The sequence below is a fragment of the Magnetococcus sp. PR-3 genome (assembly GCF_036689865.1).
In the GTDB taxonomy this organism is placed as follows: Bacteria; Pseudomonadota; Magnetococcia; order Magnetococcales; family Magnetococcaceae; genus Magnetococcus.
On record NZ_JBAHUQ010000041.1, the window covers coordinates 1 to 25,380 of the forward strand.

A 25,380-nucleotide genomic window follows, 5' to 3' on the forward strand; every position below is an offset into this window, starting at 1 on the left:
GGGTGTGCCGCCGTGGTTTTAGGCGACGCCTTGCCATGACTGGCTTGGGGTAACGCTGATGGCGTTGCAGGGTCCCGTCACCGGATCATCGTGTGCGACAGGGTGGGCCGCCGTGGTTTTAGGCGACGCCTTGCCATGACTGGCTTGGGGTCACTTTTCTGTCGCGCTTTACGCTACGCTTCGTTGGGGTCTGCTTTAATATCTCCGCTGCTGTCGCGCTGGTCGGTGAGCAGCTCTTCATGGACTTCCCGGATCAGAATATCGGCATTCCATGGGTCAAAGGGCACCATCTTTTTTAGGGCAGGGTCTGGGCGCATAAAGATGGTACCAACCTCATTGAGCATGGCCGCAGAGAATGAAAAAGAGGAGTTGGAGGTCACCAAAATATCCGCTTGTGTCTGCACATAGTAGTCGATGAAATAGCCCACCCCCTGTACACCAATACCCAGATCTTCGGCGGTTTTAGGGTTATACGCGTCAAAGGCACCGATCACCTGTTCAATATCATCACTGGCAATAAACAGCACCGGGTTGTGCAGCCGTGGCCAAAGCTCCTCCAAAACCTGGAGATACCAGGCCTCTGGGGTGATGAAAAAATAGCTGTAGCCATAATCCCCCCGGCGTAGGTGCAACGTCACCAGGGTGTGTTCTTCGGTGCCAAATAGTTTTTCCAGCGCCGTGTCCATGCCCTGTTTAAGCGAGGGCTTGGGGGTGAAAATACGGCGGAACAGCGCCTTGTGGGGGCGTAGCTCGCGGCTATGGGGTTGAAAATAGCCCCAAAGGTCAAAATCCCGCAGGTGGGGCATGTCGCTCTCAAGAAATTCCATCATCCCCAGTGGGGAGGCCATGCAGGTGATATCTTTCACCAGTTGATACTTACCGGTGGGGCGTCGGTTGCGGATATTAAACAGGGCCTCACCTACCCAAGGTGGGGTTTCGATCACGGCATCCTGGGCTTTGGCCATGACCTCCAACGCTAAGTATTGGAACAGCTGGTTGGCGTAGCGGCCGTTGGCCCCTAGCGTGCTCATGGCGATACGCCGACGCCGTTGGTAAAGGGCGTACCCCTGCTGGTTGCCTTGTTCGGCAACCCGGCGAAAACCGGCCTCTTCCAGCAGATCATCCACCTGGGGGCAGGTGGCTTGTGGTCCAAAAAAGTGTACCGCCACCAACACCGCCTCAAAGTGGGGTAGGTTGGCCTCAACCCCCTTTAAAATATCCAGTTCGGTGCCGTTGCTTTGGATCATCAACAGGTTATAGGGGTTGATCTGTAACCGGTTGGAGAGCATCAACTGGGGCAGGGTGGTGGCTTGGCACGGGGTGCCACCTGGCTGGGCCGTATAACGGTTGTGCTGGGGGTCCCAATAGCCGCGCTCTTGGTGCTGGCTAAGGATCGCGGGTTGGGTCACCACCTGGGGGTTGTGGGCAAAGCGCTGCTGTAACTGTTGATAGCGGGGCCCGTGGCCCTCCACCAACAGCGCGTGCTCAAAACCGGCTTGTTGAAAGGGGGGGTAGATCGCCCCATCACCCGCGCCAATGAGAATAACCCCTTTGGGGGACAGCGCGTGCTGTTTTAAAAGCTCAGAGGGTGGCCCCCCATTGGGGTGCGGCTGTTGTTGCTGAGCCATGGCCCGTGTGGTCATAAGAAACAGTGTGCCTTGGGGGGGGCTCTCTTGGGCCAGCGGGGTCAGGGTGCCACTGGGGGCGTGAAAGGGGTGATAACCCTGTTGGTGCCACAGCGGTTGCAATAACTGCCCGTGTTCGGTGCTGAGGGGGGGCAGAATTTCCATGCACTGCACCATGCGCCGACCCAGCAGGGGGGAAGGGTCCTGGCTAAAGAGCTGACAGGCATGGGCGGCGGGCAGTCGCAAATGGTCGATCTGCGTAAGCCCGGCTTGCTGGACATAATCGGTTAATGAAAAGCTGCTGTGGTCGAGCAGATAGGGGATGAGGGTGATCTGCCCCTGGCTAATCTCCTGGGCCAGGGCGGTTTGGGCCAGGAACCAACGGTTGGGATGTATAAACAGATGTAGGTGGCCCCGTGCTGGGGGCAGCAGCCATGTGGGCTGACCATGATCGTCCATCACATCCATCATCACGGCATGATCAGGTTGCTTAGGTCGATCAGAGGGGTGAGATTGATGCACCGTTAAACCCTTCTCGCATGGTAGAAACGAAAGCAGGGGTGCATCATAGGCTAAACCGGGCAGGGGATAAAGCGTCGCTTACCGCTGGCCCCCTTAGGGCAGGTCATATTTGGCGTTTTGCTGACAGTGGGATGTCTGCTGTAGTGCCTTGAAATGGCCAGGAAGCGGGGCGTTTTGGGCATTCAATCGATCAATTTGTACCCTTAACTGGCGGCACCATTGGCTGCCGTGCTGCTTTTGAAAGTTTTTGGCCCGTAAACGGGCGATCTCTTGCTGGTAGAGCTGTTGGCAGACGTCCGAGTGGATCTGGTTTTGGGAGAGCACCTGACCGGAGCCTCCACCCAGTGGCCCACCAGGTTGTAGACAGTATTTGCGTACCGCAGGATCAACGGAGATTAAGGCATCCCCCGACGTGGCGTTGGCATGGAACAGGCCCACCCAAACACTCCCCAAAAGTAACAGGGCTATCCGTGAAATATGTTTCATTATAGAACCTAAAAGGGCAAAAAAGCCCATTCCTGCCAATGTGCGAAAATTGGATATACAGCTATATTCTTTGAGACAAATATAACAAATATACTCTTGTTTTGCGAGAATAATTAGAGTGTTTCTGTTTTGTTTTTTTGCAGGATGTCCATGCTAGGGTCGTGACCGGGTGGTCATTGCGGCTAAAGGGGCGGGTTGATGAGGGGGCACATCAGCCGAGTATGGTCTGCCCATAATAGGTTTTTCTTGTAAAATATTAGTTGTGTAATGAATGGCCTGCCATGGTGGGCAGAGCGCTTAGGGTATCCAGCAAGTGTGACCGGGGGGGAAACTCTGCATCGGGGTGTTCATCTCTCCACGATGTTGAGGGGGAGATGGGCAGGTTGTTCAAGGGTGGCGATGCAGGGTTTTGGTCCTGAAACAGGGTGTGCCCCCGAAGTTTCCCCCCTGCTCACGCCTGGGGTATCTAGAGTGTTCCCGTGCTCCCTTTGTCCAACGATTCTGCTGTACAGGGGGGGGGCTGCCACGCCATGTTTGGGTGCCGCCTTGTGCGCTGAATAACGCATGATCGCTCGGCCAAGCTAGGGTATACGGGTGTTCAAAGGGGCAGGGTCGGTGTTCGGGTAGGCAAAGGATTAGGGCAATCAAGGGTGTCCCCGTTCCGGTGGGCAGGGTGGCCGAGGGGGCTATGGGTTGCTTTGGTGTTGGAGTAGGGCGCTAACCAGATCTTCACACCCCTGTGCTGGGGTGCGGGGGGTTAGGGGGAGGGTGGCCAGCAGTTTGTCGATCTGGGTTGAGATATCGATGGGCCAAGGTTCGGAAAAACCAAAATCGTTGATCAGGCAAGTGGTGATGTCCCAGCTGGGCAGGGGGCCAAGGCGTGCTTCATAGGCCTTTTTAAGCTGTAACATCAGCTCATAGCGGTTGACCGAGGTGGGGCCGCACAGATGATATAACCCCCGGTGTTGCCCCGCCATTAACTGCACCATAGCCTCAACCGCGTCGGCCACATGGATGGGGTTAAAGCGCTGATCGGTGGCACAGGTTATGGCCTGGCCCTGTTGCCATGCTTTGGCCCAGGCCGAGAGTAGGGTGCCATCTTCAGGGTCGCTGCTGTAGGTTTTAGAGAGCCGTACAGTGGTGTGCAGTTCCGGCATGTGCGCCTGGAGATAACACTCCACTTCCCGCTTTTGCTTGCCATAGGTGACCAGCGGGGTGGGCTGATGCTGTTCATTATAGGGGGCGTTCTCACCATCAAACACCGCATCGCTGGAGCTAAACAGCAGGGGGGTTTGATGCTGCTGGCACCAACGGGCAATGGCCAAGACCGCATCCACATTAATGGCGTGAGCACGGGCGGGATCTTCGGCACAGGCCACCAAGCTGCTCATGGCCATGAGCACATAGATATGCTCAAAGGGGCCGTGCTGATCCAAAAACAGCGCAGGGTCGGTGGTGGTGGGGTCAAAGGCAACCCCGCCAGCAAAGGGGGTGTGGGCATAGGTGCCCACGCAGCGTTCAGCACCCAAGCGCCGATAGAGCTGTTGGCCGATAAAACCCGATGCACCTATGATGAGAGAACGTGCCATAAACCTAAAATAATCTATCCATAACCGTAACGTGTATGCCCCAAAGCAACAGGGGGACAGTTTCTTTATCGACCAGCAGGCCGGTAAGGATGAGAACTCTGTGTGGCGCTGCTGACCTTACTCAAAAAAAATAAAGTCCCAATCGCCCTGATAGCCGCATTGATTATAGAGCCACACCCACTCATCGGGGGAAAAAAAGGTTTCGCAGGTCAACTGCCAGTAGAGCAGGTTGACCTTCTCCTGGTCGTTGCGGTAGGACTCGACACAGATCAACTTATTGCCCCCTTTGCCCACCCGTTCAATCTCCCGGATGGATTGATCCAGCTCCGGCAGTTGCAGGTTGTGCAAGGTGGTGTTGGAGAAGACCAGATCAAAGCTGTCATCCTCAAAAGGGAGCTTTTTGGCGTGGCCCAGAATAATCTGCTCTTTCACCTCTTCTTTGGCATGCGCAAGGGCGTAGGGGGAGATGTCGATACCCACCACCTCAATACCCGGCACCGCCTGGGTGAGCTCATACATTAAAAACCCTTTGCCACACCCCACATCCAACACCCGGTCACCGGCCTTTAGCCCATAGTGCTTGGCCAGGTTTTGGGCCAGTTTTAGCCAGCGACCATCGTAGTGGTAGCCGCCGTAACCATACTGGCGGGGCCCGTCCCAGTACTCATATCCCCACTGCCGGGCCATGCGGGTACACTCGGCCTTGTCATGCTCCAACACCCGCTGTACATAGTCCCGCTTGGTGCGGTTGTGATACTCAGAAAGAAAGTCCAAACGGGCCATGGGGGGCTCCTTATACAAATAGACCGTGGTCGGGGTCGAGATTAAGATAGTCCAAAATGGCCAGATTTTTGGTGTGGCTGACGCAGTGATGGTTGCAGTTCTGGGAGGGATCGAAGGCAAACATACGTTGGCGGTTTTCCTCCGAGAACCAAAAATCCTTAAACCGGCGTCCCTCAATAGAGCCCAACTGTCCCAGGTCGGTATAGGCTTTGTCCTGACAGGTGTAGACCCGCTGGTCGGCACCAATTACCGTTAAAAATTGCAAAAAAGGACAGCTGTTGTAGGGTTTATCAAACCGCTCTTCCAGCTCATGGTAGTAGTCGATCACCCCAAAATCATCGGTGGCCAGGGTTTTGGCCTGGGCAATTTGAGCGTTCACCGTGGGCATGAGCGGGCGGTGGTAGGCGTTGTTCTCGGCCCCGCTGTTGGCGATGACGGTACCGGAGAGTTTGACATGGTTAACCCCAGCCTCCTTAAACAGCTTAACCGCATCATAAAGATGTTCGGCGTTGTCTTTGGTGACGATAAAGCTAATGCCCAAGACGCAGCGGCTGTTGCGGGCGGTGAAGTTACGAATGTTCTGCAACACCCGATCAAACTCATCCGCCTTAACCCCACGGGCCTTGACGTAGCTGGGGCCATCCCAGGCGTCAATGGAGATGCGGATCCAGGTGGCATGGTTGGCAAAGGCATCCGCCATGCGTCCCTTAAGGTTCACCCCGTTGGTCAGGGAGGCCACGCGAATGCCCCCTTTGGCCAGTTTTTCCACAATATCCGGCAGCGGTTTGTAGACTAAGGGTTCCCCCCCACCAGAAAAGGTGACAGCTTTAACCCCCATCTCAATACAGTCATCGGCGATCTCATGCATCTTCGCTTCGGGGATGACATCCCGCTCCACCATATTCTCCCCCAGTTGCAGGTGGCTGACCTTATAGGCGCAGTACCAGCAGTCCTGGTTGCAGATGTTGGTGGGTTTGATGCGGATATGCACCGGTGCCTCAACCCGTTTCTCCTGCAACGCTTGCAGGTGGGATTGAAAGCGTAAAAATTTTAAATGGCTGTAGAGCTTGGCCATGATTGGGTTTCCTTAAACAAAGGCCTCTTTAATGGTGCGCTGAATATCCACCACATCCACCCCAGCTTTGGCAATTTGCTGGTTTTGGCTGCCATACCCTTCACAAAAGGCATCGGCAAAGGCCAGGGTGCGTAGGCGGGGGCCGTTCTCCAGGGCATCGGTGGTGGCCAACAGGTGCGCCACGGCACTACCCAGACCCCCGGTCAGGCTGTGCTCCTCCACGGTAACCACCAGGCGTTTGCCCACTGCCGATTGCAAGATCGCCTGTTCATCCAAGGGTTTGATGGTGTGCATGTTCAGCACTGTACACTCAATACCCTCTTCACGCAGCGCCTCTGCCGCGGTCAGGGCGCGGTGTACCATAATGCCGTAGGTCACGATCACTACATCCCGTCCCTCCACCAGGGGAATGGCACGGCCAATGGCCACCGGTTTGTCGGGTTGGGAGACCACCGGATCCCCCCCTTTGGCCAGACGAATGTAGATGGGACCGGGCCAGCCCAGGGTGAGGGGCATTAAGCGTTTCATCTCTTCGGCATCACACGGGGCGATCACCGTCATGTTGGGGATGGCACGCATAAGGGCGACATCCTCCAAGGTGGTGTGGGTGGGCCCCAGGGGGGCGTATACCATGCCGCCACCATTGCCGATCAGACGCACCGGTAGCTTGTGTAAGGCCACATCAATGGTCACCTGCTCCAGGCACCGACGGGTTAAAAAGGTGGCAATGGTGTTGACGTAGGGGATATACCCTTCCAGCGCCATGCCAGCCGCCACCCCGATCAGGTTTTGCTCGGCAATGCCCTCCATAAAAAACTGCTCGGGGCAGCCTTCACGCATGGCATCCAGGGTGCCAGCGCCCAGGTCGGAACCAACAAACAGTACCCGGTCATCCTGCTCGGCCAGGGCGTGGACTTCATTCAAACAACTGCGTCGCATGAGGCTATTCCTGTCACTTACTTAGGCGAGGGCTTGATAAAGCAGTTCCATCTCTTCGGGCTTGAGATAGGATTTATGGTGCCAGGTGGGGTTGTCTTCGGCTTCGGGAATACCCTTGCCTTTAACCGTATGGGCAATCACCGCATTGGGTTGGCTGGGGTCCAGGTTATTCAGGGTGTGCTGAAGGGCCGCCACATCGTGGCCATCCACCTCATGCACCGCAAAGCCAAAGGCAAGCCATTTGTGGGTCAGGGGCTCTAGCCCTTGCACCGCGCTGACTGGGCCGTAGGACTGCAACTTGTTGTAGTCGATGATCGCCACCAGGTTGTTGAGCTGGTGCTTGGCAGCATACATGGCCGCTTCCCACACCGAGCCTTCATCAATCTCCCCATCGCCCATGAGGGTAAAAACCCGCCAGCTAGACCCTTTAAGCTTGGCCGCTTTGGCCATGCCCGCGCCGATAGAAAGCCCGTGTCCCAGCGCCCCAGTGGAGGCCTCGACCCCGGGCAGTACAAAGCGCTCAGGGTGGCCCCCAAGGCGGCTGTTTAGTCCACAAAAGCCATCCAGCTCGGCGGTGGGAAAAAAGCCCTTATCCGCCAAAATCGCATAGAGTGCCAGACAGCCGTGCCCTTTGGAGAGGATGCAACGGTCCCGCTCGGCCCACTGGGGGTTGGCGGGGTCGGTCTGTAAAATATCATCATAAAGAACCCGCAAAATCTCCATGAGTGACATGGCAGAACCGGGGTGGCCACGCCCCCCTTTATCCAGGGCGCGAAGCACCAGACGGCGCAGGTGACGGGCGCGGTCGTCCAGCGCTGGGGTGTTGAATGTGGGGCGTTCAATCTGGGCACGCATAAGAGATTAGGACTCCTGTTCAGGGGTCAGAGCCGGGTGGTAGGTCAAATGACAGCCGGTTTTTAGGGTGTCGGCGTAGCGGTGGGCCATGGCCAGTTGCGCCTCCAACCGTTTGGTGTCGGTGGTGCCCACCATGGCGGGGGCGACCTCACCGGTCTGGATAAAGGGGTTGAGCACAATTAAGCTCCAGATCAAACCAAACAGGGGGTGCATGGTGGCAAAACGTTTGCGAATGTGCTGGTCGCCGCTCTCTTCATAGAGGGTAACCGCCTGTTCGCAAAAGTGGCTGCGCAGCTCACCGCGCAGGGCCATGGCGGGGTGCCATAAGGTGTCTGAAGCCAGTTTGACCGGGTCATCCCAACCAAAATACTCCAGGTCCACAAAGGTGATGGTGCCGTCGGTACTGCGGATGGCGTTATGAAAACCAAAATCTGAAAAGCTTAAGGTGCGCAGGGCGGTGGGCAAGGGGTTTTCACAGGGCCACTGCTCATGGGCACGGGGGATCAGCTCATCGGCCAGCCCTTCCAAACGGCACAGTATATCGTGGAGCTTGGGGTGCTGCTGGCGGGCGCTATCTAAGCGGCGCATGCGGTGACGGATCTGCCGTTTGGCGCTCTCCACATTAAACACCGCGTCCGAGGCCGCCACCAGATTGTTCGCCCCACGGGCGTGGCGTAGTTGGTGGAGGTGCGCCATGGTCTGCAACATGGCATCAATGGTGGCATGGTCGGCGGTTTCGCTCTGGATCGCCTCGCCCGCTACCCAGTCGAGCAACACCGCATTTTGCATGGGGTCCAGGCTCAGCAGTCGTGGGGTCGCGGTGGGGGGGTGGGCGGTTAAAAACCATAGGGCCGAGGTCTCCCGCGCCATGCGTCCGCGCAGGTCGTTGTCGGGGTAGCGTTTAAGCGCCACCATGCCTTGATCGGTCTTGATCTGAAAGAGGTGGTTGTTCCACCCCCCGTTACCCACGGGTTTGATGGCCAGCGGGGCACGACCCAGCAGATGCTCAGCCAGTTGCCACGGATCTTCAATGCGTGGGGTTTGGCCCTGTGATGGAGGGGGGTAGCTCATACTAGGGTCCCGTCAAGCAAGGCGGTCTCGATCTCTGCCCAGTGGGTGAAGTGATCATAGGGTCGCTCGGCGCCGTCAGCATGGCACGGCGCAAACAGTACAGCTTGGGTCTGTGGTGGAAAATCCGGGTGGGTTAGGACCTCAATCAGATCATCCACAAACAGCCTACACTGTAGTTGGGTTATGCGGGCAATTTTTTCATCACGGGTTGGCTCAAAATAGAGCTTTTGCGGGTCCAGCCCGCCACCCCGCTTAAAAAAACCGTGGGCCTGTAGCCAGGTCCGCGCCCCCTGGCGAAGATCCACCTGGTGGGGATCCTGCTTGGCATGTTGGGTTTTATGGCTCACCACAACCAGCTCAAAACCAGCCTTGGCCAGCTGTTGCAGGGCATGTTGTACACCGGGTTTGGGGCGGGCCTGGGGTAAACGGTGGGCATAGACCTCCGCCTGCAGTTGCTGCCACTTAAGCTCCCCATCTGCTTGGCGACGAATATGGTCGCGTATGCGCGGTTTATCCCAGTTGGTCTGCGGGGTGCTCAGCAGACCCAGATCCTGCGCCGCCTGCACAAACAGCGGGTCGTAACAGATGATGGTGTTGTCAAAATCAATACCAATACGCATGGTCACTTCAGCAGTGAGGTGGCAAATTTCAACAGGGCCTCTGGGGTGACAAAGGTGCGGTTGCAGACAATTTGCAGATCCAGTGCCGCAGCCGTGCTACCCAAAAAGGCCCCCAACTCCGCCGGTAAACCGTTGCGGGCGGCCAGGGCTGCCAGGGTTAAAAAGGCATCCCCCGCGCCAATAATATCCACCACCTGGGTGGCCAGGGCAGGGATCTGTAGCGCCTCGTTTTTTTGCATATCCAGCATCATGGCACCGTTGGGCCCCATGGTAATGGACATCTGCTCAGCCTTGACCTTGTGGCCGATGCCCAGCGCCACCCCTTCCAGAGGATCCCGACGGTTGTGGGCCGCCAGCCGTACCTCAGGTTCGTTGAGGGAGACAAAGTCTGCTCGGCGGTAACGGGTGATCACATGGTAACCCCGGTTGCCGCTGTTGATCTGGGTGTTTACCGCCAGATAGGGGGCGGCATCGCACAGGGCGTCGACCATGGCGGGGCTGATAAAGCCGTTACCATAATCAGGCACCACCACCAGATCATACGCCGGGGCGTGACGGCGGATCCATGCACAGAGCGATTGATCGACCTCCTCTGTTAAGGGGGAGGGATCGTAATAGTAGATCTCAAACAGCTTGGTGGTCTCATCCACATAGCGGCGTTTGACCAGGGTCGGCGCCTCTTCATAGTGGAAAAAATGCGGGCTTACATTCTCTTCCAACTGCTGACGCATGAACCCTTCATGGGGGCAGTTGGGGCCAATGCCGGTGACCAGCTCAACCTCTTTAACAAAGCCGGAAAGATGGTTGGCAATGGCCAGGGAACCCCCGGCAAAGATCTCTTTATCATTATATCGCGTGGCGATAATGTTGCCGCCCTTGCCGATGGTACCCATGGGGGTGGTGTAGCAGTACTCATCGATGATGGCTTCCCCGACCACCAGCACCTTCATGTCGGAAAAACCGCGAACAGCCTCCACCACTTTATCCGGGTTCCAGCGCCCTTTGAACTGATCCAAAAAGTCCTTGGTGGCGGGGGGAAAAACATCCAGATAATCATTGATCAGGGTGCTGGAGCTAAAGACAATCTCTTCGGTAAAGAAGATCTTGCCACCATGGGCTTCGACCGCATGTCGCTCTAACGAGATGTTGCCGGTCAGATCATCTTCGGTCTGTTTGTAGTCTTGCCCTTTGACATAAATATCCGGGCGAACCTGCACAATGGCCGGTACCGCGGTGATGTCATGGTTAATGGCCACATAATCCACCACCGAGAGGGCGGCGAGGGATTCGGCCCGCAGATGTTGGGGAAAGACCGGACGGTTGGGGCCTTTGTTGACAAAACTGTCGGCGGTTAGGGTCACCACCAGCACATCGCCCTCATCCCGGGCCCGCTGTAGATGACGCATGTGGCCCGGATGCAGCAGGTCAAAGGTGCCGTGACACTGCACAATGCGTTTGCCCGCTTCCCGTAGCGTTTGGCAGAGGGGGGCGAGCTGATCCAGGGTCATTAATTTCGCAGAAGGAGCCATGAGTGCTTTTTAATCCATGCTATCTATAAAAAGTATCTGTCTACGCTCGGTATCGGCCCTTTGCCCAGGAACTTGAGTAAAAAAACGATGCCTCGTCCGGCGGGTCACGGGGGTGGCGGCTGTACAACCGTGACGCCGTGGCCTGTTTTTTTGGGGGGTCAGGGGGTGCTTAGGTGCTTAAACCAGGAGGCCGTTGCTTTGGCGATGGTGCCCGGTTCCCAGACAGGGGCGTCGCGCCAGTCCTCAATACACGCCAGCATATTGGCCACACCCTGTTCAAAGTTCACCTTGGGTTCCCAGTCCAGATTTTTACGAATTTTGGTGGTATCGGCAAAGGTGCAGTCTGGCTCACCCGGACGTTTGGGAATATAGGTTACCTCCCCACCCAGCAGCTCCACCAAGCGGTTAATGCTCTGGTGACCACCACTGCCGACATTCATCGCCTCACCAATCAGGTCAGATTGGGCGGCGGCATAAAAGGCTTCACACACATCGGTGACGTAGGTGAAGTCACGGCTCTGTTGGCCATCCCCCACCACGGTGTAGGGTTTGTTGTTCAGCCGTTGGGCCAGGAACACCCCAAACACCGCACCATAGGCCCCGGTGGTACGGGAGCGGGGACCATACACATTAAACATCCGTAGGGAGACATTGGGCATTTTGTAGACTTCGGCCCAATGTAGGATCAGCTCTTCCCCCATATATTTGGTCAGGGCGTAGGGGTATTGGGGTTGTATGGGGCTCTCTTCCGGGGTGGGGTAGATCTCTGGAATACCGTAGGAGGAAGAGGAGGCCGCATAGACCAGCCGCTTGGCTTTGTTGCGACGGGCAAATTCCAGCACATTGAGGGTGCCGTGAACATTGACCTCAAAATAGGTGGTGGGGTTCTCAACCGAGGGCACAATATCCGCCAGCCCCGCCATGTGGAACACCCACTCAACGTTTTGAAAAGGGGTGACCAAGGTTTCGGGATCGCGTATATCCCCTTCATGCAGCGTAAAACCGGGGTTATCGATCAGGTGGGCGACATTGTCGCGGCGTCCGGTGGAAAAGTTATCCAGGGCGCGCACGGTGTGGCCTTCTTGCAAAAGCTTTTCACAGAGGTGGCTGCCAATAAACCCCGCACCACCAGTAACCAGAGCAAGCATGTTTGTCCCCTCGAACCCTTTTGCCTATGCTTTTTTAGTATGCGTCAAACGTGCCCAGGCATATGGCGTTAAAAAATGATCACATCCGGCCAAGAGTGCGATCTTTAAAGCAGCTTGTCAAAGGTTGCTCGTTGCCTTAGCCCGGATATTTTTAGGAAACATTGCTGGTCGGTGGTCTCTGGCCCGTCATGGCAGGGGGGGCGGGGGAAAACCATGCGTGGGCATCGTGGTTCTTTGGCGTCCGACCGATTAGGCGCACAAACCCAGCCCAGGCACCGCGTGGCGCGGTATCATGGTGAGGCCTGCTTACCGATCCGCTTTTAAAGGCTTTGTTTGCGCCTCTTATTGATAAAGGTTAGCTCTCTGCCCCTGTGGCTTTGTTGCGGATAAGGAAAAAACAGCTGAGAGATGAAGCGGATATGCGGGCTTTCTGCAGAACTGAATTTGTTTCGTTGACGGGGCGTTTCTTTTGCAAATACGATCGAGTTTCGTATTTTAAGCGATTTTATGGGGTCTTTAAGGGGCGCTACCCCAAAAAGATTAAACGGATCGAAGAGCTGATAAGCGCATTTCGAAATGAAGGGTTATGTACCGTATTTTATCCCATAAGCGTGGGCCGTTGAACCGGGTGGGCCGCGCTGGTTTACCGGTTCTTAGTCTGCTGTTGCTGTTGCTGCTCAGTTGGCAGGAGCTGGTGCAGATGGCCCTGGTGTGGGAGAGCTGGGCAGACTACCAGCACGGTGTGTTTATACCGCTGCTCACGGTGGCGCTGCTTTGGCAACAGCGGCAACGGCTTGCCCAGGGGGCGGTGGGGGCGACCTGGCCGGGGGTACCTTTGGTGTTGTTGGGGGTGCTGGGGTTGGTGCTGGGGCGTTTGGCGCTCTCACCCGCTTTAGGGCAGTACGGCTTTGTGTTGGTCTTTGCGGGCATTACCTTGGCCCACGTGGGGTGGCAGAGCTTTGTTAAGCTACAGGGGGCCTTTTTGCTCATGCTGCTTATGGTGCCCCTGCCATCTCCCCTGCACACCTACCTCTCTACCCAGCTTGAACTGATCTCCTCTGTGCTTGGGGTGGCGCTGTTGCAGGGGGGCGGGGTTAATGTGTTGCTCCAGGGCAATGTGATTGACCTGGGGCACTACCAGTTACAGGTGGTGGAGGCGTGCAGTGGTCTGCGCTACCTGCTGCCTTTTATCAGTTTTTCAGCCCTACTTATACTCCTGTTGCCGCTGCGCTGGCCCGCAGGGGTGGCGCAGCTACTGGCCGCGACGCTGCTGGCGGTTGTGATCAACGCACTGCGTTTGGCCTTTACCGGGTTAATGGCGGAGTGGAAAGCCTACCATTGGATGGAGGGGCTCTATCATGATGCCCAAGGATGGGTGGGTTATCTGCTCGGTTTTGCGGTGCTGACCGCGCTGGCTCTCAAGCTGCGGGTGGCCGTGGATCCTACCCCCCAGTTGCCGGGTGGGACGCATCCGTTAACGCAGGGTTCATCCCGCAGTTCTTGGATTACGATCACCGTGATGGTGGCGGGGCTAGGGCTGTTTTTTCCCATGCCCACGCAGCTGTCGGTGCAGAGGCTGGAGAAGCCCCTGAGCCAATTTCCCACCCAACAGCAGGGCTGGCAGACGTTGCAGAACACCCCGCTGGATGCCCCAACCTTAGCCCAGTTGGCTTTGGATGATTATCTCCTGCGTACCTACCACCATGGGCCCCGTCAGGTTGTGACGCTCTATATGGCCTATTATGGGCGGCAGCAGGGCTCTAAGGCGACCCACTCCCCACGTTATTGCATTCCCGGTGGTGGGTGGCAGATCCTTAGCCAGACTGCACGTCGCTTAGCGTTGCCCCAGGGTGTGGGGCTGCCTGTGAACCAGTTGGTGATTGAGAAGGGTGGTCAAAAAGAGCTGGTACTCTACTGGTTTATGCAGCAGGGGCAGCCGTTGGCCAGTGAGCTGAAGGTGAAGTGGCACCTGTTGCTGAACAGTGGGTTGGGGCAACGCAGTGATGGGGCCTTGGTCCGGGTGAGCGCCCCCATACCCTACGGCCACACCGCGCAACAGGTGCAGGGGCAGATGCAGCATTTTATTGAAACCTTTTATCCGCAGATTCAAGCCGCTCTACCACAACCGTAGGGCGTGTATATAAAGGAAAAACCCATGGATGGGCATTGGCCAACGCTTTTTGTATGGATCGTCGCAGGGGGAGGGATGGCGACCCTCTGTTGTGAAGCATTCCCAGGATCAGGGCGATGACGGACTCTTCTCCCCCCACCACACCGTCACCAGTCGACCCCTTTCACCAGGTTAAAACCAAACTCTCGCCCTTTCACAGTGGCGGTTTAAGGTTGGGGCGGGATTCCAGTAACCATGTGGTGTTACGTCACCCCTCGGTTGCTCCGTTTCATCTGGTTTTTAGCCGTCAGGGTTCCCGCTATCAGGTTAATCAACACCATCCGGGGGTGACGCCGTTTTTGCACCATCAGGCGGGCAACCCCCAAGGGGATCTGCATCTGGTGCGCAAAAGCCTAGGCCAAGGACGCCGCCAGTTTGTGCAGGCTGAACTTAAGCAGCAGGCGCAGCTGAGCCATGGGGATATGCTGCGGGTGGGGCGGGTTTGGCTGAGGGTTAAAACCGAGCCGGAATTTTATGTGGATCAGGTTGGTAAACCCGAGCCGGTACGGCACACCTGGCTCTATGGGGTGATCCTGCTGTTTTTGGTGGTGGCTGTTGGGCTAAGTATGTCCATGTGGCCTTCGGACCAAGACCGTATCGCGGCGGCTTTTGCCCAGGCCAAGCAGCATGAGCAGGCTGAGCAGTGGGAGAAAGCCCGTATCTCCTACCAGCGGGTGTTGCAGATCGACCCGGATCGGGTAACCGCCCACTACCGGTTGGGTGAGGTGGCGGAGCGCCGGCGGGATCTTAAAGCCGCGGTGGCCGCCTACAAGCAAACCCTGCAACGGCAACCCAAGCATGCCTCGGCCCGGTTAAAGCTGGCACGTTTTCTTTTTTTAATGGGGCAAACCTCGCGGGCCTGGGCGTTGGTGGCGGCGGTTCAAAACAGCCAGCCGGAGCTACGTATTCTAAAAGCGGCCATCCGCACCCGGCTCAACACTTTTTCTGAGCAGGAACGTGGGGGGGTGATGGCCGATGTGCAGCAAATTCTGCAAGATCACCCCCAGCGTGGTGATGCCGCCCTGCTGCTGGCCCAGCTTTATGAAAAGGCGAACCAGCCGCAACACGCGTTGGAGGTGCTGGCCCAGGGGTTAAGCCAGCGGCCAAAGGATCGGCTGTTGTGGTGGAAGATGGCCGCCCTGTTGGAGCGGCAAGGGGAGCCGGAGCCTCTGTTAAAAGCGCTGGATGACTGGCGCAAAGCGGATCCTGATTTTCATGTTCCCTACATTTTACAGGCGGTGCAGTACTACCGCTTGGGCCAGTTGGCGCAGGTCCGGCAGGCGCTGGATGGCGCGGTGGCCCAGCAGCCGACCAACCCCCAGCGCCATCTGTTGTTGCTGCATTGGATGATGGAGCAACAAGGGGCGGCCAAGGCCATGGCCTATATTCAGGAGGTGGTGCAAAAGCACCCTGAGCTGACCCCCCTCAACTTTGCCTTGGCGGGGTTGTGGGTGCAGCAGCGGCAGCCCCAAAAAGCCATGGCCCTGCTGCAAAATATGGTGGATGGAGCAAAGGATCACACCCTTCAGGGGCAGGCGCGGGTTCTGCTGGCTGAGCTGCTGTTAAGGGCAGGGGCGCTTAAAAAGGGGTTGCAGCAGGTCCGTATGCTGGATTGGAACCAGGCCAGCCAGGCCCAGTGGCCGCCGTGGATGATGCGGGGTCTGGTCTTAAAAGGGGTGTTGATGGCGCTGCAGGATCAAGCCAGCGCGGCGGTGACCCTGCTGACCCGCTTGGTGACCCTGCAACCCCAGCTTAAACCGGCGCAATCGGCGCTGTTTATGGCGCACCTGCGGGCGGGTCAGGTAGGGCCTGCACGGCATCTGCTCCAAACCATGCTGGAACAACAGCCGCAAAACCCCCACCTGCGCTTTCGGTTGGCCGAGCTTATGCGGCGCATGGGGCAAAAAGGGGCCTTGGAGCACTATAAAATCCTCCTGCAACAGCAGGCCAGCCACCGGGGGGCCTTGGTGGGTATGGTGGTCATGCTGAGCGAACAGCAGCGCTGGGCAGAGGCCAAAACCCAGGTGGCGCAGCTGTTAAAGTACCACCCCCAAGCGGCCATAAGTGACCGGTTGGCGGGTTTGGTCTTTAAGGGGGACGGGCAGTTTGAGCAGGCCCGTGACCATTTGCAAAAGGCGCTGGCTCGGGATCCTAACGATACCATTGCCATGCAGCTGTTACTGCCCCTTTATCTGCACGCAGGAGAGACCCAAGCCGCCCAGCGCTTGTTGCAACCGTGGCTTAAAGAAAAACCGAATAACCCCCTTCTTTTAAAGTTAAGGGGGGATATCGCCGTGCAGAATAAACAGCGGGCTGAGGCGTTGTTGTGGTTTGAAAAAGCGCGGGAAAAAGCCCCTAAATGGGATGTTCCCCAACGGCAGATTGCGCTGCTTTATCTGCAAGATAACAGGCTTGATCTGGCGGTGCCCACACTGCGGCGGTTGTTGGAGCTGGCGCCCCAGGATAACCGTTCACGCTTTTTGTTGGCCCACAGCTTAGAAAAGCAGGGGAAGAAGGCGCAGGCTATTTCTGCTTATGAAAAACTGATGGCGACCGATACGAAAGAAGGATACGTCGTTAATAATTTGGCCATGCTTTTGGTCGATTCACCTGAATCCCCGGCGCGTTTGCATAAGCTCAACGCGCTGTTACCCGCGCTAAAAGCCAGCCATAACCCGGCGATGCACGATACCCACGGGTGGGTGCTCTATCAGCTTGGGCGCTATGGTGAGGCGGAAGTGGCGCTGCGTAAGGCCTTGAAAAAATTATCGGCACACCCAGAAGTGAATTATCACATGGCCTGCGTTTTACAGGCCAGCAATCAAGTGAACGCTGCAAAGTTTTATCTAAAGCAAGCGCTCTCAACCGATGCCCCTTTTAAAGGGCGCAAGGCTGCGCAACGCTTAATGAAGCAGATGGTTCGGTGAATGGATAATGATGTTTTTACGCCTATTTTTTGTGACGCTATTCAGTAGCACCCTGTGGGTGGCCACACCGGTGCGGGCGCTGACCTTTGACATCAACTACACCAGTTATACCGCCGAACAGCAGGCGGCATTTATTCGGGGTTATACCCAGTGGACCGATATTATTACCGATAATGTCACGGTTATTATCGATACCAGCTTCGCCTCACTGGGGGGCAGTACCTTAGGGGCCGCGAGCTCCACCTACTACACCGTTGATTTTGATACCGTGCGCGGCTGGATGGTGGCCGATGCCGCCGATGAGTCGGATGAAGCCATCACCACCTACCTGCCGGACTCTTCAAGCATTAATGTCACTACCGACCCAGATGGCACCACCGTCAACACCAGTTTGATGAAGGTCTATAAAGCCAACATGCGGGGGCTGGGCATTACCAGCGGCTATGGTATTGATTGGACAGCGTCGGATGCCACCATTCAGTACAGCTCTGACTACAGTTGGGACTATGACAACAGCGATGGTGTGACCGCGGGTAGTTATGACTTTGAAACCGTGGTGGCCCACGAAATTGGCCACGCTCTGGGGTTTGCCTCTGGCGTGGATACGGCGGATACCGATGGCAGCCCCATCTATTTAACCCCGCTGGATATGTTCCGTTTTAGTACCGCTGCGGATGATCCGACCACCACCGATAATTTTACCACCGCCACCCGTTATATGATCCCAGACGCCAGTAACAACGTCTTTTTTGATGACCTCTATCAGGAGTATCTCTTCTCCACTGGGGTCTATGAAGGGGATGGCCAACAGGCCAGTCACTGGAAGGATGGGCAATCCCCCATATTGGGTATTATGGATCCCACCTTGGCCAGTGCCACCGCAGTGGCCATTAGTGACGCCGATCAACGGGCTTTGGATGTGATCGGCTGGGATATCGCCACCAGTGCATCGCTGAACGCCAGTGCCAGCCCCATCCCCGCCACCGGTTGGGTGATGCTGTTGGGTCTTGGGCTGTTGTGGTGGCGTTTTCACCCCCCCCAGGCCATGCCCATGGATGCCACTTTGGCTTAACCCCCAGGCCAACCCCCCCCGTTGTATCCTGCGCACCACAGCCACATGGCCCAAGGGGTTGCGGTGGCGCTGTTTCTCCTAGCCCGTCATGGATTGCCCTTTGGCCCCGCCCATGGGCAAGCCCCAGCGCAAACGTGTGTACTACAGCCACATGGCCCAAGAGGTTGCGGTGGCGCTGTTGCTCCCCGCCCGTCATGGATTGTCCTTTGGCCCCGCCCATGGGCAAGCCCCAGCGCAAACGCGTGCACACCGCCGTTGCTGTGGGGAAGTCTCCAATGGCGCCCAGCGCGCACCATCCGGTGGGGTGTCTCTTATGGATCAGGGGTTGGAGCGGCCAGGTTAGGCCGAGGTGCGGCCCCTGGTGGCGCCGTGGCGGCCAGAGCACGAGAGCGAATGACAGCGAAGGCACCGGTGGGGTTTATCCTGCCCGTTGCCCTGGGTGGGTTGGGGCCAGCGGCCTGGGTTGTTTATGGCGTGGCTGGGCTAGATAAAGTTGACGTGGGGTACGCCCTGTTCCAGTTGGTGCAGATAGCGGTTAACGGCATCCATCCGGCAGTTGCTGCGGCACTGGGAGATATCCAGCTCTTCGCGCACATAGCGCCATCCGGCGTGGCGTTTTTCCCCTTCCCAAATGGTTTTAAAATCGTCGTCATTCAAATTGCCGTACTCAAAGTTTTTGTCCAGCAAAAATGCGCTACAGCCTGAGACGGTGCCGTCGGCCATAATATAACCCCATAAATAGGGGGTGGCTTTGCACTGGGTGTAGCGGTTTTCGTCCTGATACTTCTCCATGGTGGCACGACGGAAAACCAGTTGAAAATGATCGTTGCTTAGGGCTTTTAAGGGGGCTTCAAGATCCATAAGATCTTGGTAGTTCAGCCCCTCATACAGGCGGGTCTCGCTGAACATATGCTGGGAGTAGGGTTTGACGACCAGATAATCCAGACCGATCTCATCCCGGCACAGGCGGCCCAGTTCGGCCATCTCTTGAGCATTTTCTGGCAGCAGCAGCGCCTGAGCCCCTAAGGTAACGGCTAAGTTGCCCCGACGTTTGGCCGCCACCATGGCTTTAAGGTTCTCTATCACCTTGCCAAAATCTTCAGCTTTGGTTTGGTGGATCTTGGCGTAGTTTTGCGCCGTGCCCGCGTTGATGGAGGCTTTGATCCAGGAGATGGTGGGCAGGGCTTTATCGATAAAATCGACCGGCAACACGGTGGCGTTGGTGGTTAGGGCGGTGTCGATCCCCGCGGCCTTGGTGTCCAACAGGATTTCACTGATGCGCTTGTGCAGCAGGGGTTCCCCCTCACCGGCATACATAATGGATTTAATGCCCAGCTCCCCCATTTGGGGGAGGCGGGCTTTCATCATGTCGGCATCCAGCTTATTGGCGCTGTTGTAGCCAATATAGTCTACGGCGCAGAAGGTGCAGCGGTGGTTGCAGGCACCAATGGGCGAAATTTCCAGGTAGATGGGGTATATGGATTTCGCCGTCTGCCACTGGTTTTGACCCATCAGCAGTTGTGCCACCCGTACTGGGTGGTAGGTCAGTTTATGGCTGTCTATCCCGTAGCTATCGGCCATGGTGCGCTTAACCTTCCAACCGGTCGGTGAGCTCTTTGGCCAGACCAATGTAGGTGGCTGGGGTCATTTCAATCAACGCCTGTTTGGCCTCGGCAGGGATCTCCAGCTTCTCAACAAAAGCCTGCATGGTGGCTTGATCAACCCGGTTGCCACGGGTGAGCTCTTTGAGCTTTTCGTAGGGTTTTTCAATACCGTAGCGGCGCATAACGGTTTGAATAGGCTCGGCCAGAACTTCCCAGTTGGCATCCAGATCATCCAGCAGACGCTTCTCGTTGGCCTCCAGCTTACCAATGCCTTTCATGGCCGATTGTAGCGCCAGTTGTGTATAGCCAAAGCCCACCCCCATGTTGCGCAGGACGGTGGAGTCGGTCAGATCCCGCTGAAAACGGCTGACGGGCAGTTTAATGGCCAGATGATCCAACATGGCGTTGGCCATGCCCAGGTTGCCCTCAGCATTTTCAAAATCGATGGGGTTAACCTTGTGGGGCATGGTGGAGGAACCGATCTCCCCGGCGACGGTCTTCTGTTTAAAGAAGCCCCAGGAGATATAGCCCCAAACATCGCGGCAGAAATCGATTAAGATGGTGTTAAAGCGCATGAGGGCGTGGAACAGCTCGGCCATGCCGTCGTGGGGTTCGATCTGGGTGGTGAAGGGTTGCCACTCCAGGCCCAGGTTCTCGACAAAGGTTTGGGAGAAGGCGGGCCAGTCGACATCGGGGTAGGCTGAGACGTGGGCGTTATAGTTGCCCACGGCACCGTTGATTTTACCGGGAATGGCCACCGCGGCGAACTGGTCACGGGCCCGCAGTAGGCGGTCGGCGACGTTGGCCATCTCCTTACCCAGGGTGGTGGGGGAGGCGGGCTGACCATGGGTGCGGGAGAGCATGGGCAGATCCCGATAGCGCTTGGCCAGGGCCACCACGGCCTGGATCACCTTATCCATCTGCGGTAGCAAAACTTCATCGCGGCCGCCCTGTAGCATTAAGCCGTGAGAAAGATTATTGATGTCCTCTGAAGTGCAGGCAAAGTGAATGAACTCACTGACCTTTTCAATATCTGTACCGGCAACCGCCTCTTTAAGGTAGTACTCCACCGCCTTGACATCGTGGTTGGTGGTGGCCTCAATATCCTTAATACGCTGGGCGCCCTCTTCATCAAAGTAGGCGACCAGCTTTTCCAGCTTCTCCATATCCGAAGCATGGAACTCGGGTACTTCAGGAATGCCCGGTTCATGGGCCAGGGCCTGCAACCAGCTGACCTCTACCTGGACACGTGCGCGGATCAGGCCATATTCAGAGAAGTGGGTACGCAGATCAGCCGTTTTGCTGCCGTAGCGGCCATCCAGCGGGGAGAGAGCGGTCAAGGCCGAGAGTTGCAAAGACATGAGGATACCTTTTTTATGGAGCAGACACGGAAAAACCGTGCGGGATAACGAATATCAATGCCATCGACACGGTTTCTGCCCATAAGGGAGGGGAACCGATGCCGGAGAAGGCGCATTTTAACCCTTGTTGCGCCCAGTTTCCACCATTAGTGGTGCGGTGTGGAGCCGCTTTTGTTCCAGCGTGTTAAAAAGGGGGGTCGGTCAGCCTTGTTCGGTCTAAAAGGGTGTCTTGATCACCATTAAGATAAGGATGTGTGGTATGAAACATGTGGCATTCACCCCCAGCGGACGGGGGCTATGGCCTGTTTTGGGCGTTGTGCTGGGTTTGCTGCTGGCAGGATGTTCCGGTGAGGCCGATAAAAACAGCGGGCCGCAGTGGGTCTCTTTTCCCGATCAGGTAAAGGGCATTGCTGTGACCGCCCCGCGCCCCTTAGAGTCCTTTGATCTGGTGGATCAAGAGGGTAAGGTGTTTAATAAAGCACGGGTACAAGGTCAGTGGTCTTTGCTCTTTTTTGGCTACACCTACTGCCCGGATGTCTGCCCGACCTCTCTGACGTTGCTGGCTGAGATGTTTGATGTCATGGCCGAGCAGAACATGGCGGACGATTATCAAGGGGTTTTTGTGAGTGTAGACCCCAAGCGGGATACGGTATCGTTGCTTAAAGAGTACACCGCCTATTTTCACCCCAAAATCATTGGGGTGACCGGGCAGGATAAGGCCATCGCATCGGTGGCGGGATTAATGGGGGCGCTCTACTATCGTGAGCCTGGCCGGGGGGATGAGGATTATCTGATCTCCCACAGTGCCAAGCTGCATGTGATCAACCCTGCGGGACAGATGGTGGCGGCCCTGCCTAGTGATAAGAGCCCCGATGAGTTGGTGGCTCTGTTTAAAACGATAAAAACCATGAAAATAAAGGATGCTAAACCATGATGAAACGTGTGATGCAAACGGTTGTGGCGTGTGGTGTTTTGTTGGGTTCGGTGGGCATGCTCCAGGCCGGTAGTCATGGTGGCGCCGTGATGGTTAGTGAGGGGTGGGTGCGGGAGATGCCCCCTAACATGCGTATGAGTGCCGCTTTTATGGTGCTGATGAACCATAGTATGGATGCCGTCTCTCTGACCGGTGTGACCTCCGCTCAGTTTGAACGGGTAGAGATGCACCGCTCTATGCCGGTGGATGGGGTGATGCGCATGGTGGAACAACCCCGCATTCCTGTACCGGCCCATGGTCAGACCATTCTAAAGCCCGGTGACTGGCATATTATGTTGATGATGGGCAAAGGGCCGATCAAAAGTGGTGATCAGATCGACCTGACCCTGACCTTTGATAATAAACAGACCTTAAAGGTGGCGTTGCCGGTTAAAAAAATGTCCACCCAAGGGGGCATGATGCACCATGGCAAAGGTATGATGGATCATGGTAAAGGCATGATGGACCATAGCCAACATATGGGTCAGCAGATGATGCAAAAAGGCATGGGTATGATGCATCATGACGACGACGATGATGATGATCACGATAAGGATCATGATGATGATCACGATAAGGATCATGACAAGCATGAAAAAGAGGGCCATGAGCATATGGAGCATATGAAAAAAATGCACCATTAAGCCGGTAGCAGTGACAGATATAAAAAAGGCCAGCCCTAACCCGGTTGGTCTTTTTTTGTGGGGGGACGCGTCGCAGAATGCTCGGTGGATCTAAAGAGGGGGGCTCTTTAAAGGTGGCCAAGGCGCTTGTTACGCCGCGACCGACGATGCCCAGACGTGGAGCGTACCTTCGCCTGGGGGGATCTCTGCACGCGATGGCGGATCCCATGGGAACAGATCCTATGGCGGCACCTGGGCTTTAAGGGTATCGCCTATACTCGGGTCAAGCCTCGGGCCTTCTATCCGTATTGAAACTTGCCCCCCGTTCATCCTCTCTAAAGGAACATAAACCGCGTTGCAGACGCCATCTTCTTTTGAGCCGATGGAACGATGATGGCAGACCAAACCGACCGTTCGTTTTCAACCTTCAAGAAAGATGTCTTCATAAGGAAAAGTCGCCGCATGGATGAGATCGAGTTTGTTGACCTTTTTAAGATCGATGAAGAGCAGATTATGGCGCTGATGACCCATGAGCAGGTGGGCAAACAGTTACCGCTGCTGGGTGGTCGCTTTGGCGCGCAACAGTGCCGGACGTTTTTGAACGCTAAAAAGAGACTGTGGGACCAGTATGGGTTTGGTCCTCAAGGGATTATGATTCAAGGTGAGTTTGCCGGTTGGGGCGGGTTGCAGCCGGAGCATGGAGAGGCCGATTTTGCTTTGATTCTGCATCCCAAATTTTGGGGGTGGGGGCCAAAGATTTTTAGCCGCATTAAAGAGCAAGCCTTTCATGAGATGAAGCTGGATTCGATAACGATTTTATTACCGCCAAGCCGAGCAAACTCAAAGGCGGTCAAACGTTTAGGTTTTGTGGAGGAGGGGCCGCAGATGATTGAGGGCAAATGCTTTACGAAATATCGTCTTAACCATGTTTGAACGCAAATCTTCGCGGGTCTCTCGCTGTATGTCCACCGATAGGGCCAGCATAGCTCTCAACAAGCCTTGCATTTAAACGATCACAACCTAAGAATCGATCTACCCTTCACCTCTAATGGGGCCGGTCGCGCCCTGTTTGTCCCAACCAGCCCCAAACCCGCTTCGATCTGCTCGGGTTGTTTGCCGGGACCCTTGTTGGATAAAGCGATCCGGATGCCCTTTTTACAGCGCCTTAAATGCCCGATGTGGTAGCCATCTGCCCTTGTTGTGTTTGGCTGAGGATTACGCTGAATCCTCGCGCCGTGACTGTTCCGCTGCCCTTTGGAACGTGACCCATCGGCGACGGGTCACCCCCTTCGCTGCGCACTTAATCCACTTCTTACGCAGGGTTGGCATCGCGCGGTGAGTGATCTCTAGTGGTCGTGCCTATTCCCCATGAAATGAGCACGATGTTCTGCCAAGACAAACAACGAGAGCCAAACGGCATGGTGTTGCTCGTCATAACAGGAGAGGTGAGTCGATGGCGTGGCCTGCTTGCCCGCCTTTATGCAGGGTTCAGCGGCCCCTCTGTTGTGAGGTCAAGCCCAATGCGGTGTCCTGTTCCCGGTGAAGGCGAAGGCCAGCACCAGGGGTGCGCTTAAAACCGCGTCCCCGCCTTAAAGCACGGGGTTTTTGTTCGCTCAAGGGCGTGCCTGATCCGTTGTCGAATGGCTCTCTTTGAATGGGCCTGCGCGATATCCAGTTTCAGGCATCCACTCTCGAAAGCTGGGGCCTCTATCTGAGAAGTCCGGGTTAAAGTGGGCATGGTGCGGGGTGGTATAAAAAAGAGGGCCCAGAGCCGTTAAACGTGGGTATTTAAGGGGGGCGGACAGACAAGCAGCCGTGGGGTGGGGTGAAGAGATGCAAACCGGCCAACCCGCGTGAGGGTTGGCCGGTTTGTCGGGTGGGGCGTGTTGCAGCGTGCCCGGTCGATCTAAGAGGCTGGATTCTATTTAAAGCGGGCTTTCAGGGTGATCTCGGCCCCCGCTGGGGCTTGCAAGATGGCCGAGACCACATGGTCTTTGGCGCTCCAGGCCGGGGTGGCCGCGGCGGTCATGACCTGTTTGCCCATAAACTGGGCAAGAATGTCCAGCCGCGCCTGGCTCTCGGGGGTGCTGCTCATGGTCAGGCTGCGGATCTCACCGGATTGAGCCTCTGCCTTGGGGTCGGCACAGGCCTCTGCCCAGATCGCCGAGGCATATTTGCCCGGGCCGATCGCATAGCTGTGGATCTGTGGGGGCTGTTGGGTGTCGGCCGGTTGGCAGGTTACCTCAATATGGTCCACCCGTGTTTCGGTGGGGCTGCTGTGTCCCAACCGTTCGGCCACCATGCCAACATTATTTTTGACCGCCCAATCCCCATCGTTGGGTCCATCCAGCTCAAGGTCGGCAAACAGGGTTTGAAGGATCGCATCGGATTGTGTAGGCATGGGTCTG

General features: G+C 56.4%; 21 protein-coding genes. 7 read left to right on the forward strand and 14 right to left on the reverse strand.

All coding sequences use genetic code 11. The annotated features are described in order from the left end of the window. Positions 1-173: 173 nt before the first annotated feature. The 11 genes from V5T57_RS18465 to V5T57_RS18515 all read right to left on the reverse strand — a co-directional run bounded on the left by V5T57_RS18465 (position 174) and on the right by V5T57_RS18515 (position 12,242). Complete coding sequence (locus V5T57_RS18465) at positions 174-2,147, reverse strand: alpha-1,2-fucosyltransferase (protein WP_332892737.1); 1,974 nt, start codon at positions 2,145-2,147, stop codon at positions 174-176. Between the two features lie 93 nt (positions 2,148-2,240). Continuing rightward, positions 2,241-2,633: a hypothetical protein gene (locus V5T57_RS18470; RefSeq protein ID WP_332892738.1), complete on the reverse strand. Its 393-nt coding sequence runs from the start codon at positions 2,631-2,633 to the stop codon at positions 2,241-2,243. A 686-nt stretch (positions 2,634-3,319) separates the two neighbouring features. Further along, a complete protein-coding gene (locus V5T57_RS18475) occupies positions 3,320-4,222 on the reverse strand; it encodes an SDR family oxidoreductase (RefSeq protein ID WP_332892739.1) in 903 nt (300 codons plus the stop codon). Positions 4,223-4,339: 117 nt separating this feature from the next. Continuing rightward, a complete protein-coding gene (locus tag V5T57_RS18480; protein ID WP_332892740.1) occupies positions 4,340-5,005 on the reverse strand; it encodes a class I SAM-dependent methyltransferase in 666 nt (221 codons plus the stop codon). A 10-nt stretch (positions 5,006-5,015) separates the two neighbouring features. After that, positions 5,016-6,080 carry a radical SAM protein gene (locus V5T57_RS18485; RefSeq protein ID WP_332892741.1) on the reverse strand — a complete coding sequence of 355 codons (1,065 nt, stop codon included), beginning with the start codon at positions 6,078-6,080 and terminating at the stop codon, positions 5,016-5,018. Positions 6,081-6,092: 12 nt separating this feature from the next. Next, positions 6,093-7,019, reverse strand: a complete 927-nt coding sequence (locus tag V5T57_RS18490) for a transketolase family protein (protein ID WP_332892742.1) — start codon at positions 7,017-7,019, stop codon at positions 6,093-6,095. 21 nt (positions 7,020-7,040) lie between these two features. After that, the gene (locus V5T57_RS18495) at positions 7,041-7,832 is read right to left on the reverse strand and encodes a transketolase (protein ID WP_442918240.1); all 792 of its coding nucleotides are present in this window, start codon (positions 7,830-7,832) and stop codon (positions 7,041-7,043) included. A 48-nt stretch (positions 7,833-7,880) separates the two neighbouring features. After that, positions 7,881-8,945, reverse strand: a complete 1,065-nt coding sequence (locus V5T57_RS18500; RefSeq protein ID WP_332892744.1) for a phosphotransferase family protein — start codon at positions 8,943-8,945, stop codon at positions 7,881-7,883. Beyond that, on the reverse strand, positions 8,942-9,565 hold the full coding sequence (locus V5T57_RS18505) for a hypothetical protein (RefSeq protein ID WP_332892745.1): 624 nt from the start codon (positions 9,563-9,565) through the stop codon (positions 8,942-8,944). Before V5T57_RS18505 ends, V5T57_RS18500 begins: the two co-directional genes overlap by 4 nt. Positions 9,566-9,567: 2 nt before the next feature. Continuing rightward, on the reverse strand, positions 9,568-11,094 hold the full coding sequence (locus V5T57_RS18510) for a PfkB family carbohydrate kinase (protein ID WP_332892746.1): 1,527 nt from the start codon (positions 11,092-11,094) through the stop codon (positions 9,568-9,570). Between the two features lie 158 nt (positions 11,095-11,252). Further along, entirely contained in the window at positions 11,253-12,242 is a 990-nt protein-coding gene (locus V5T57_RS18515) for an SDR family oxidoreductase (protein WP_332892747.1), read from the reverse strand. Positions 12,243-12,828: 586 nt separating this feature from the next. On the opposite strand from V5T57_RS18515, the gene V5T57_RS18520 reads away from it, so the two are divergent. The 4 genes from V5T57_RS18520 to V5T57_RS18535 all read left to right on the forward strand — a co-directional run bounded on the left by V5T57_RS18520 (position 12,829) and on the right by V5T57_RS18535 (position 18,754). Next, complete coding sequence (locus V5T57_RS18520; protein ID WP_332892748.1) at positions 12,829-14,373, forward strand: exosortase C-terminal domain/associated protein EpsI; 1,545 nt, start codon at positions 12,829-12,831, stop codon at positions 14,371-14,373. Between the two features lie 116 nt (positions 14,374-14,489). Beyond that, positions 14,490-17,339: a tetratricopeptide repeat protein gene (locus V5T57_RS18525; RefSeq protein ID WP_332892749.1), complete on the forward strand. Its 2,850-nt coding sequence runs from the start codon at positions 14,490-14,492 to the stop codon at positions 17,337-17,339. A gap of 7 nt (positions 17,340-17,346) precedes the next feature. Beyond that, positions 17,347-18,411 (forward strand): NF038122 family metalloprotease, encoded by a 1,065-nt coding sequence (locus tag V5T57_RS18530; protein WP_332892750.1) that lies wholly within the window; start codon positions 17,347-17,349, stop codon positions 18,409-18,411. A 100-nt stretch (positions 18,412-18,511) separates the two neighbouring features. Then, complete coding sequence (locus tag V5T57_RS18535; RefSeq protein WP_332892751.1) at positions 18,512-18,754, forward strand: hypothetical protein; 243 nt, start codon at positions 18,512-18,514, stop codon at positions 18,752-18,754. A 140-nt stretch (positions 18,755-18,894) separates the two neighbouring features. On the opposite strand, the gene V5T57_RS18540 is transcribed toward V5T57_RS18535, so the two are convergent. Continuing rightward, entirely contained in the window at positions 18,895-19,992 is a 1,098-nt protein-coding gene (locus tag V5T57_RS18540) for a radical SAM protein (RefSeq protein ID WP_332892752.1), read from the reverse strand. 7 nt (positions 19,993-19,999) lie between these two features. Next, entirely contained in the window at positions 20,000-21,370 is a 1,371-nt protein-coding gene (gene purB, locus V5T57_RS18545) for an adenylosuccinate lyase (RefSeq protein WP_442918241.1), read from the reverse strand. 265 nt (positions 21,371-21,635) lie between these two features. Between purB and V5T57_RS18550 the strand changes: the two genes are divergently transcribed. From V5T57_RS18550 to V5T57_RS18560, 3 genes are all read left to right on the forward strand, one after another. Further along, positions 21,636-22,310 carry an SCO family protein gene (locus V5T57_RS18550; protein ID WP_332892754.1) on the forward strand — a complete coding sequence of 225 codons (675 nt, stop codon included), beginning with the start codon at positions 21,636-21,638 and terminating at the stop codon, positions 22,308-22,310. After that, complete coding sequence (locus V5T57_RS18555; RefSeq protein ID WP_332892755.1) at positions 22,307-22,993, forward strand: copper chaperone PCu(A)C; 687 nt, start codon at positions 22,307-22,309, stop codon at positions 22,991-22,993. The genes V5T57_RS18550 and V5T57_RS18555 overlap by 4 nt, the downstream gene beginning before the upstream one ends. A 441-nt stretch (positions 22,994-23,434) precedes the next feature. After that, the gene (locus V5T57_RS18560; RefSeq protein WP_332892756.1) at positions 23,435-23,905 is read left to right on the forward strand and encodes a GNAT family N-acetyltransferase; all 471 of its coding nucleotides are present in this window, start codon (positions 23,435-23,437) and stop codon (positions 23,903-23,905) included. 988 nt (positions 23,906-24,893) lie between these two features. On the opposite strand, the gene V5T57_RS18565 is transcribed toward V5T57_RS18560, so the two are convergent. Then, positions 24,894-25,373 carry a hypothetical protein gene (locus V5T57_RS18565; protein WP_332892757.1) on the reverse strand — a complete coding sequence of 160 codons (480 nt, stop codon included), beginning with the start codon at positions 25,371-25,373 and terminating at the stop codon, positions 24,894-24,896. Between the last annotated feature and the right edge of the window lie 7 nt (positions 25,374-25,380).

Bases quoted from the DNA above. Each gene is read 5' to 3' on its own strand.
- V5T57_RS18510 (WP_332892746.1), bottom strand. From the start codon at position 11,094: ATGGCTCCTTCTGCGAAATTAATGACCCTGGATCAGCTCGCCCCCCTC.
- V5T57_RS18500 (WP_332892744.1), bottom strand. From the start codon at position 8,945: ATGAGCTACCCCCCTCCATCACAGGGCCAAACCCCACGCATTGAAGAT.
- V5T57_RS18550 (WP_332892754.1), top strand. From the start codon at position 21,636: ATGAAACATGTGGCATTCACCCCCAGCGGACGGGGGCTATGGCCTGTT.
- V5T57_RS18555 (WP_332892755.1), top strand. From the start codon at position 22,307: ATGATGAAACGTGTGATGCAAACGGTTGTGGCGTGTGGTGTTTTGTTG.
- V5T57_RS18490 (WP_332892742.1), bottom strand. From the start codon at position 7,019: ATGCGACGCAGTTGTTTGAATGAAGTCCACGCCCTGGCCGAGCAGGAT.
- V5T57_RS18560 (WP_332892756.1), top strand. From the start codon at position 23,435: ATGGATGAGATCGAGTTTGTTGACCTTTTTAAGATCGATGAAGAGCAG.
- V5T57_RS18475 (WP_332892739.1), bottom strand. From the start codon at position 4,222: ATGGCACGTTCTCTCATCATAGGTGCATCGGGTTTTATCGGCCAACAG.
- V5T57_RS18470 (WP_332892738.1), bottom strand. From the start codon at position 2,633: ATGAAACATATTTCACGGATAGCCCTGTTACTTTTGGGGAGTGTTTGG.
- V5T57_RS18565 (WP_332892757.1), bottom strand. From the start codon at position 25,373: ATGCCTACACAATCCGATGCGATCCTTCAAACCCTGTTTGCCGACCTT.
- V5T57_RS18505 (WP_332892745.1), bottom strand. From the start codon at position 9,565: ATGCGTATTGGTATTGATTTTGACAACACCATCATCTGTTACGACCCG.
- V5T57_RS18485 (WP_332892741.1), bottom strand. From the start codon at position 6,080: ATGGCCAAGCTCTACAGCCATTTAAAATTTTTACGCTTTCAATCCCAC.
- V5T57_RS18520 (WP_332892748.1), top strand. From the start codon at position 12,829: ATGTACCGTATTTTATCCCATAAGCGTGGGCCGTTGAACCGGGTGGGC.
- V5T57_RS18525 (WP_332892749.1), top strand. From the start codon at position 14,490: ATGACGGACTCTTCTCCCCCCACCACACCGTCACCAGTCGACCCCTTT.
- V5T57_RS18540 (WP_332892752.1), bottom strand. From the start codon at position 19,992: ATGGCCGATAGCTACGGGATAGACAGCCATAAACTGACCTACCACCCA.
- V5T57_RS18515 (WP_332892747.1), bottom strand. From the start codon at position 12,242: ATGCTTGCTCTGGTTACTGGTGGTGCGGGGTTTATTGGCAGCCACCTC.
- V5T57_RS18530 (WP_332892750.1), top strand. From the start codon at position 17,347: ATGATGTTTTTACGCCTATTTTTTGTGACGCTATTCAGTAGCACCCTG.
- V5T57_RS18480 (WP_332892740.1), bottom strand. From the start codon at position 5,005: ATGGCCCGTTTGGACTTTCTTTCTGAGTATCACAACCGCACCAAGCGG.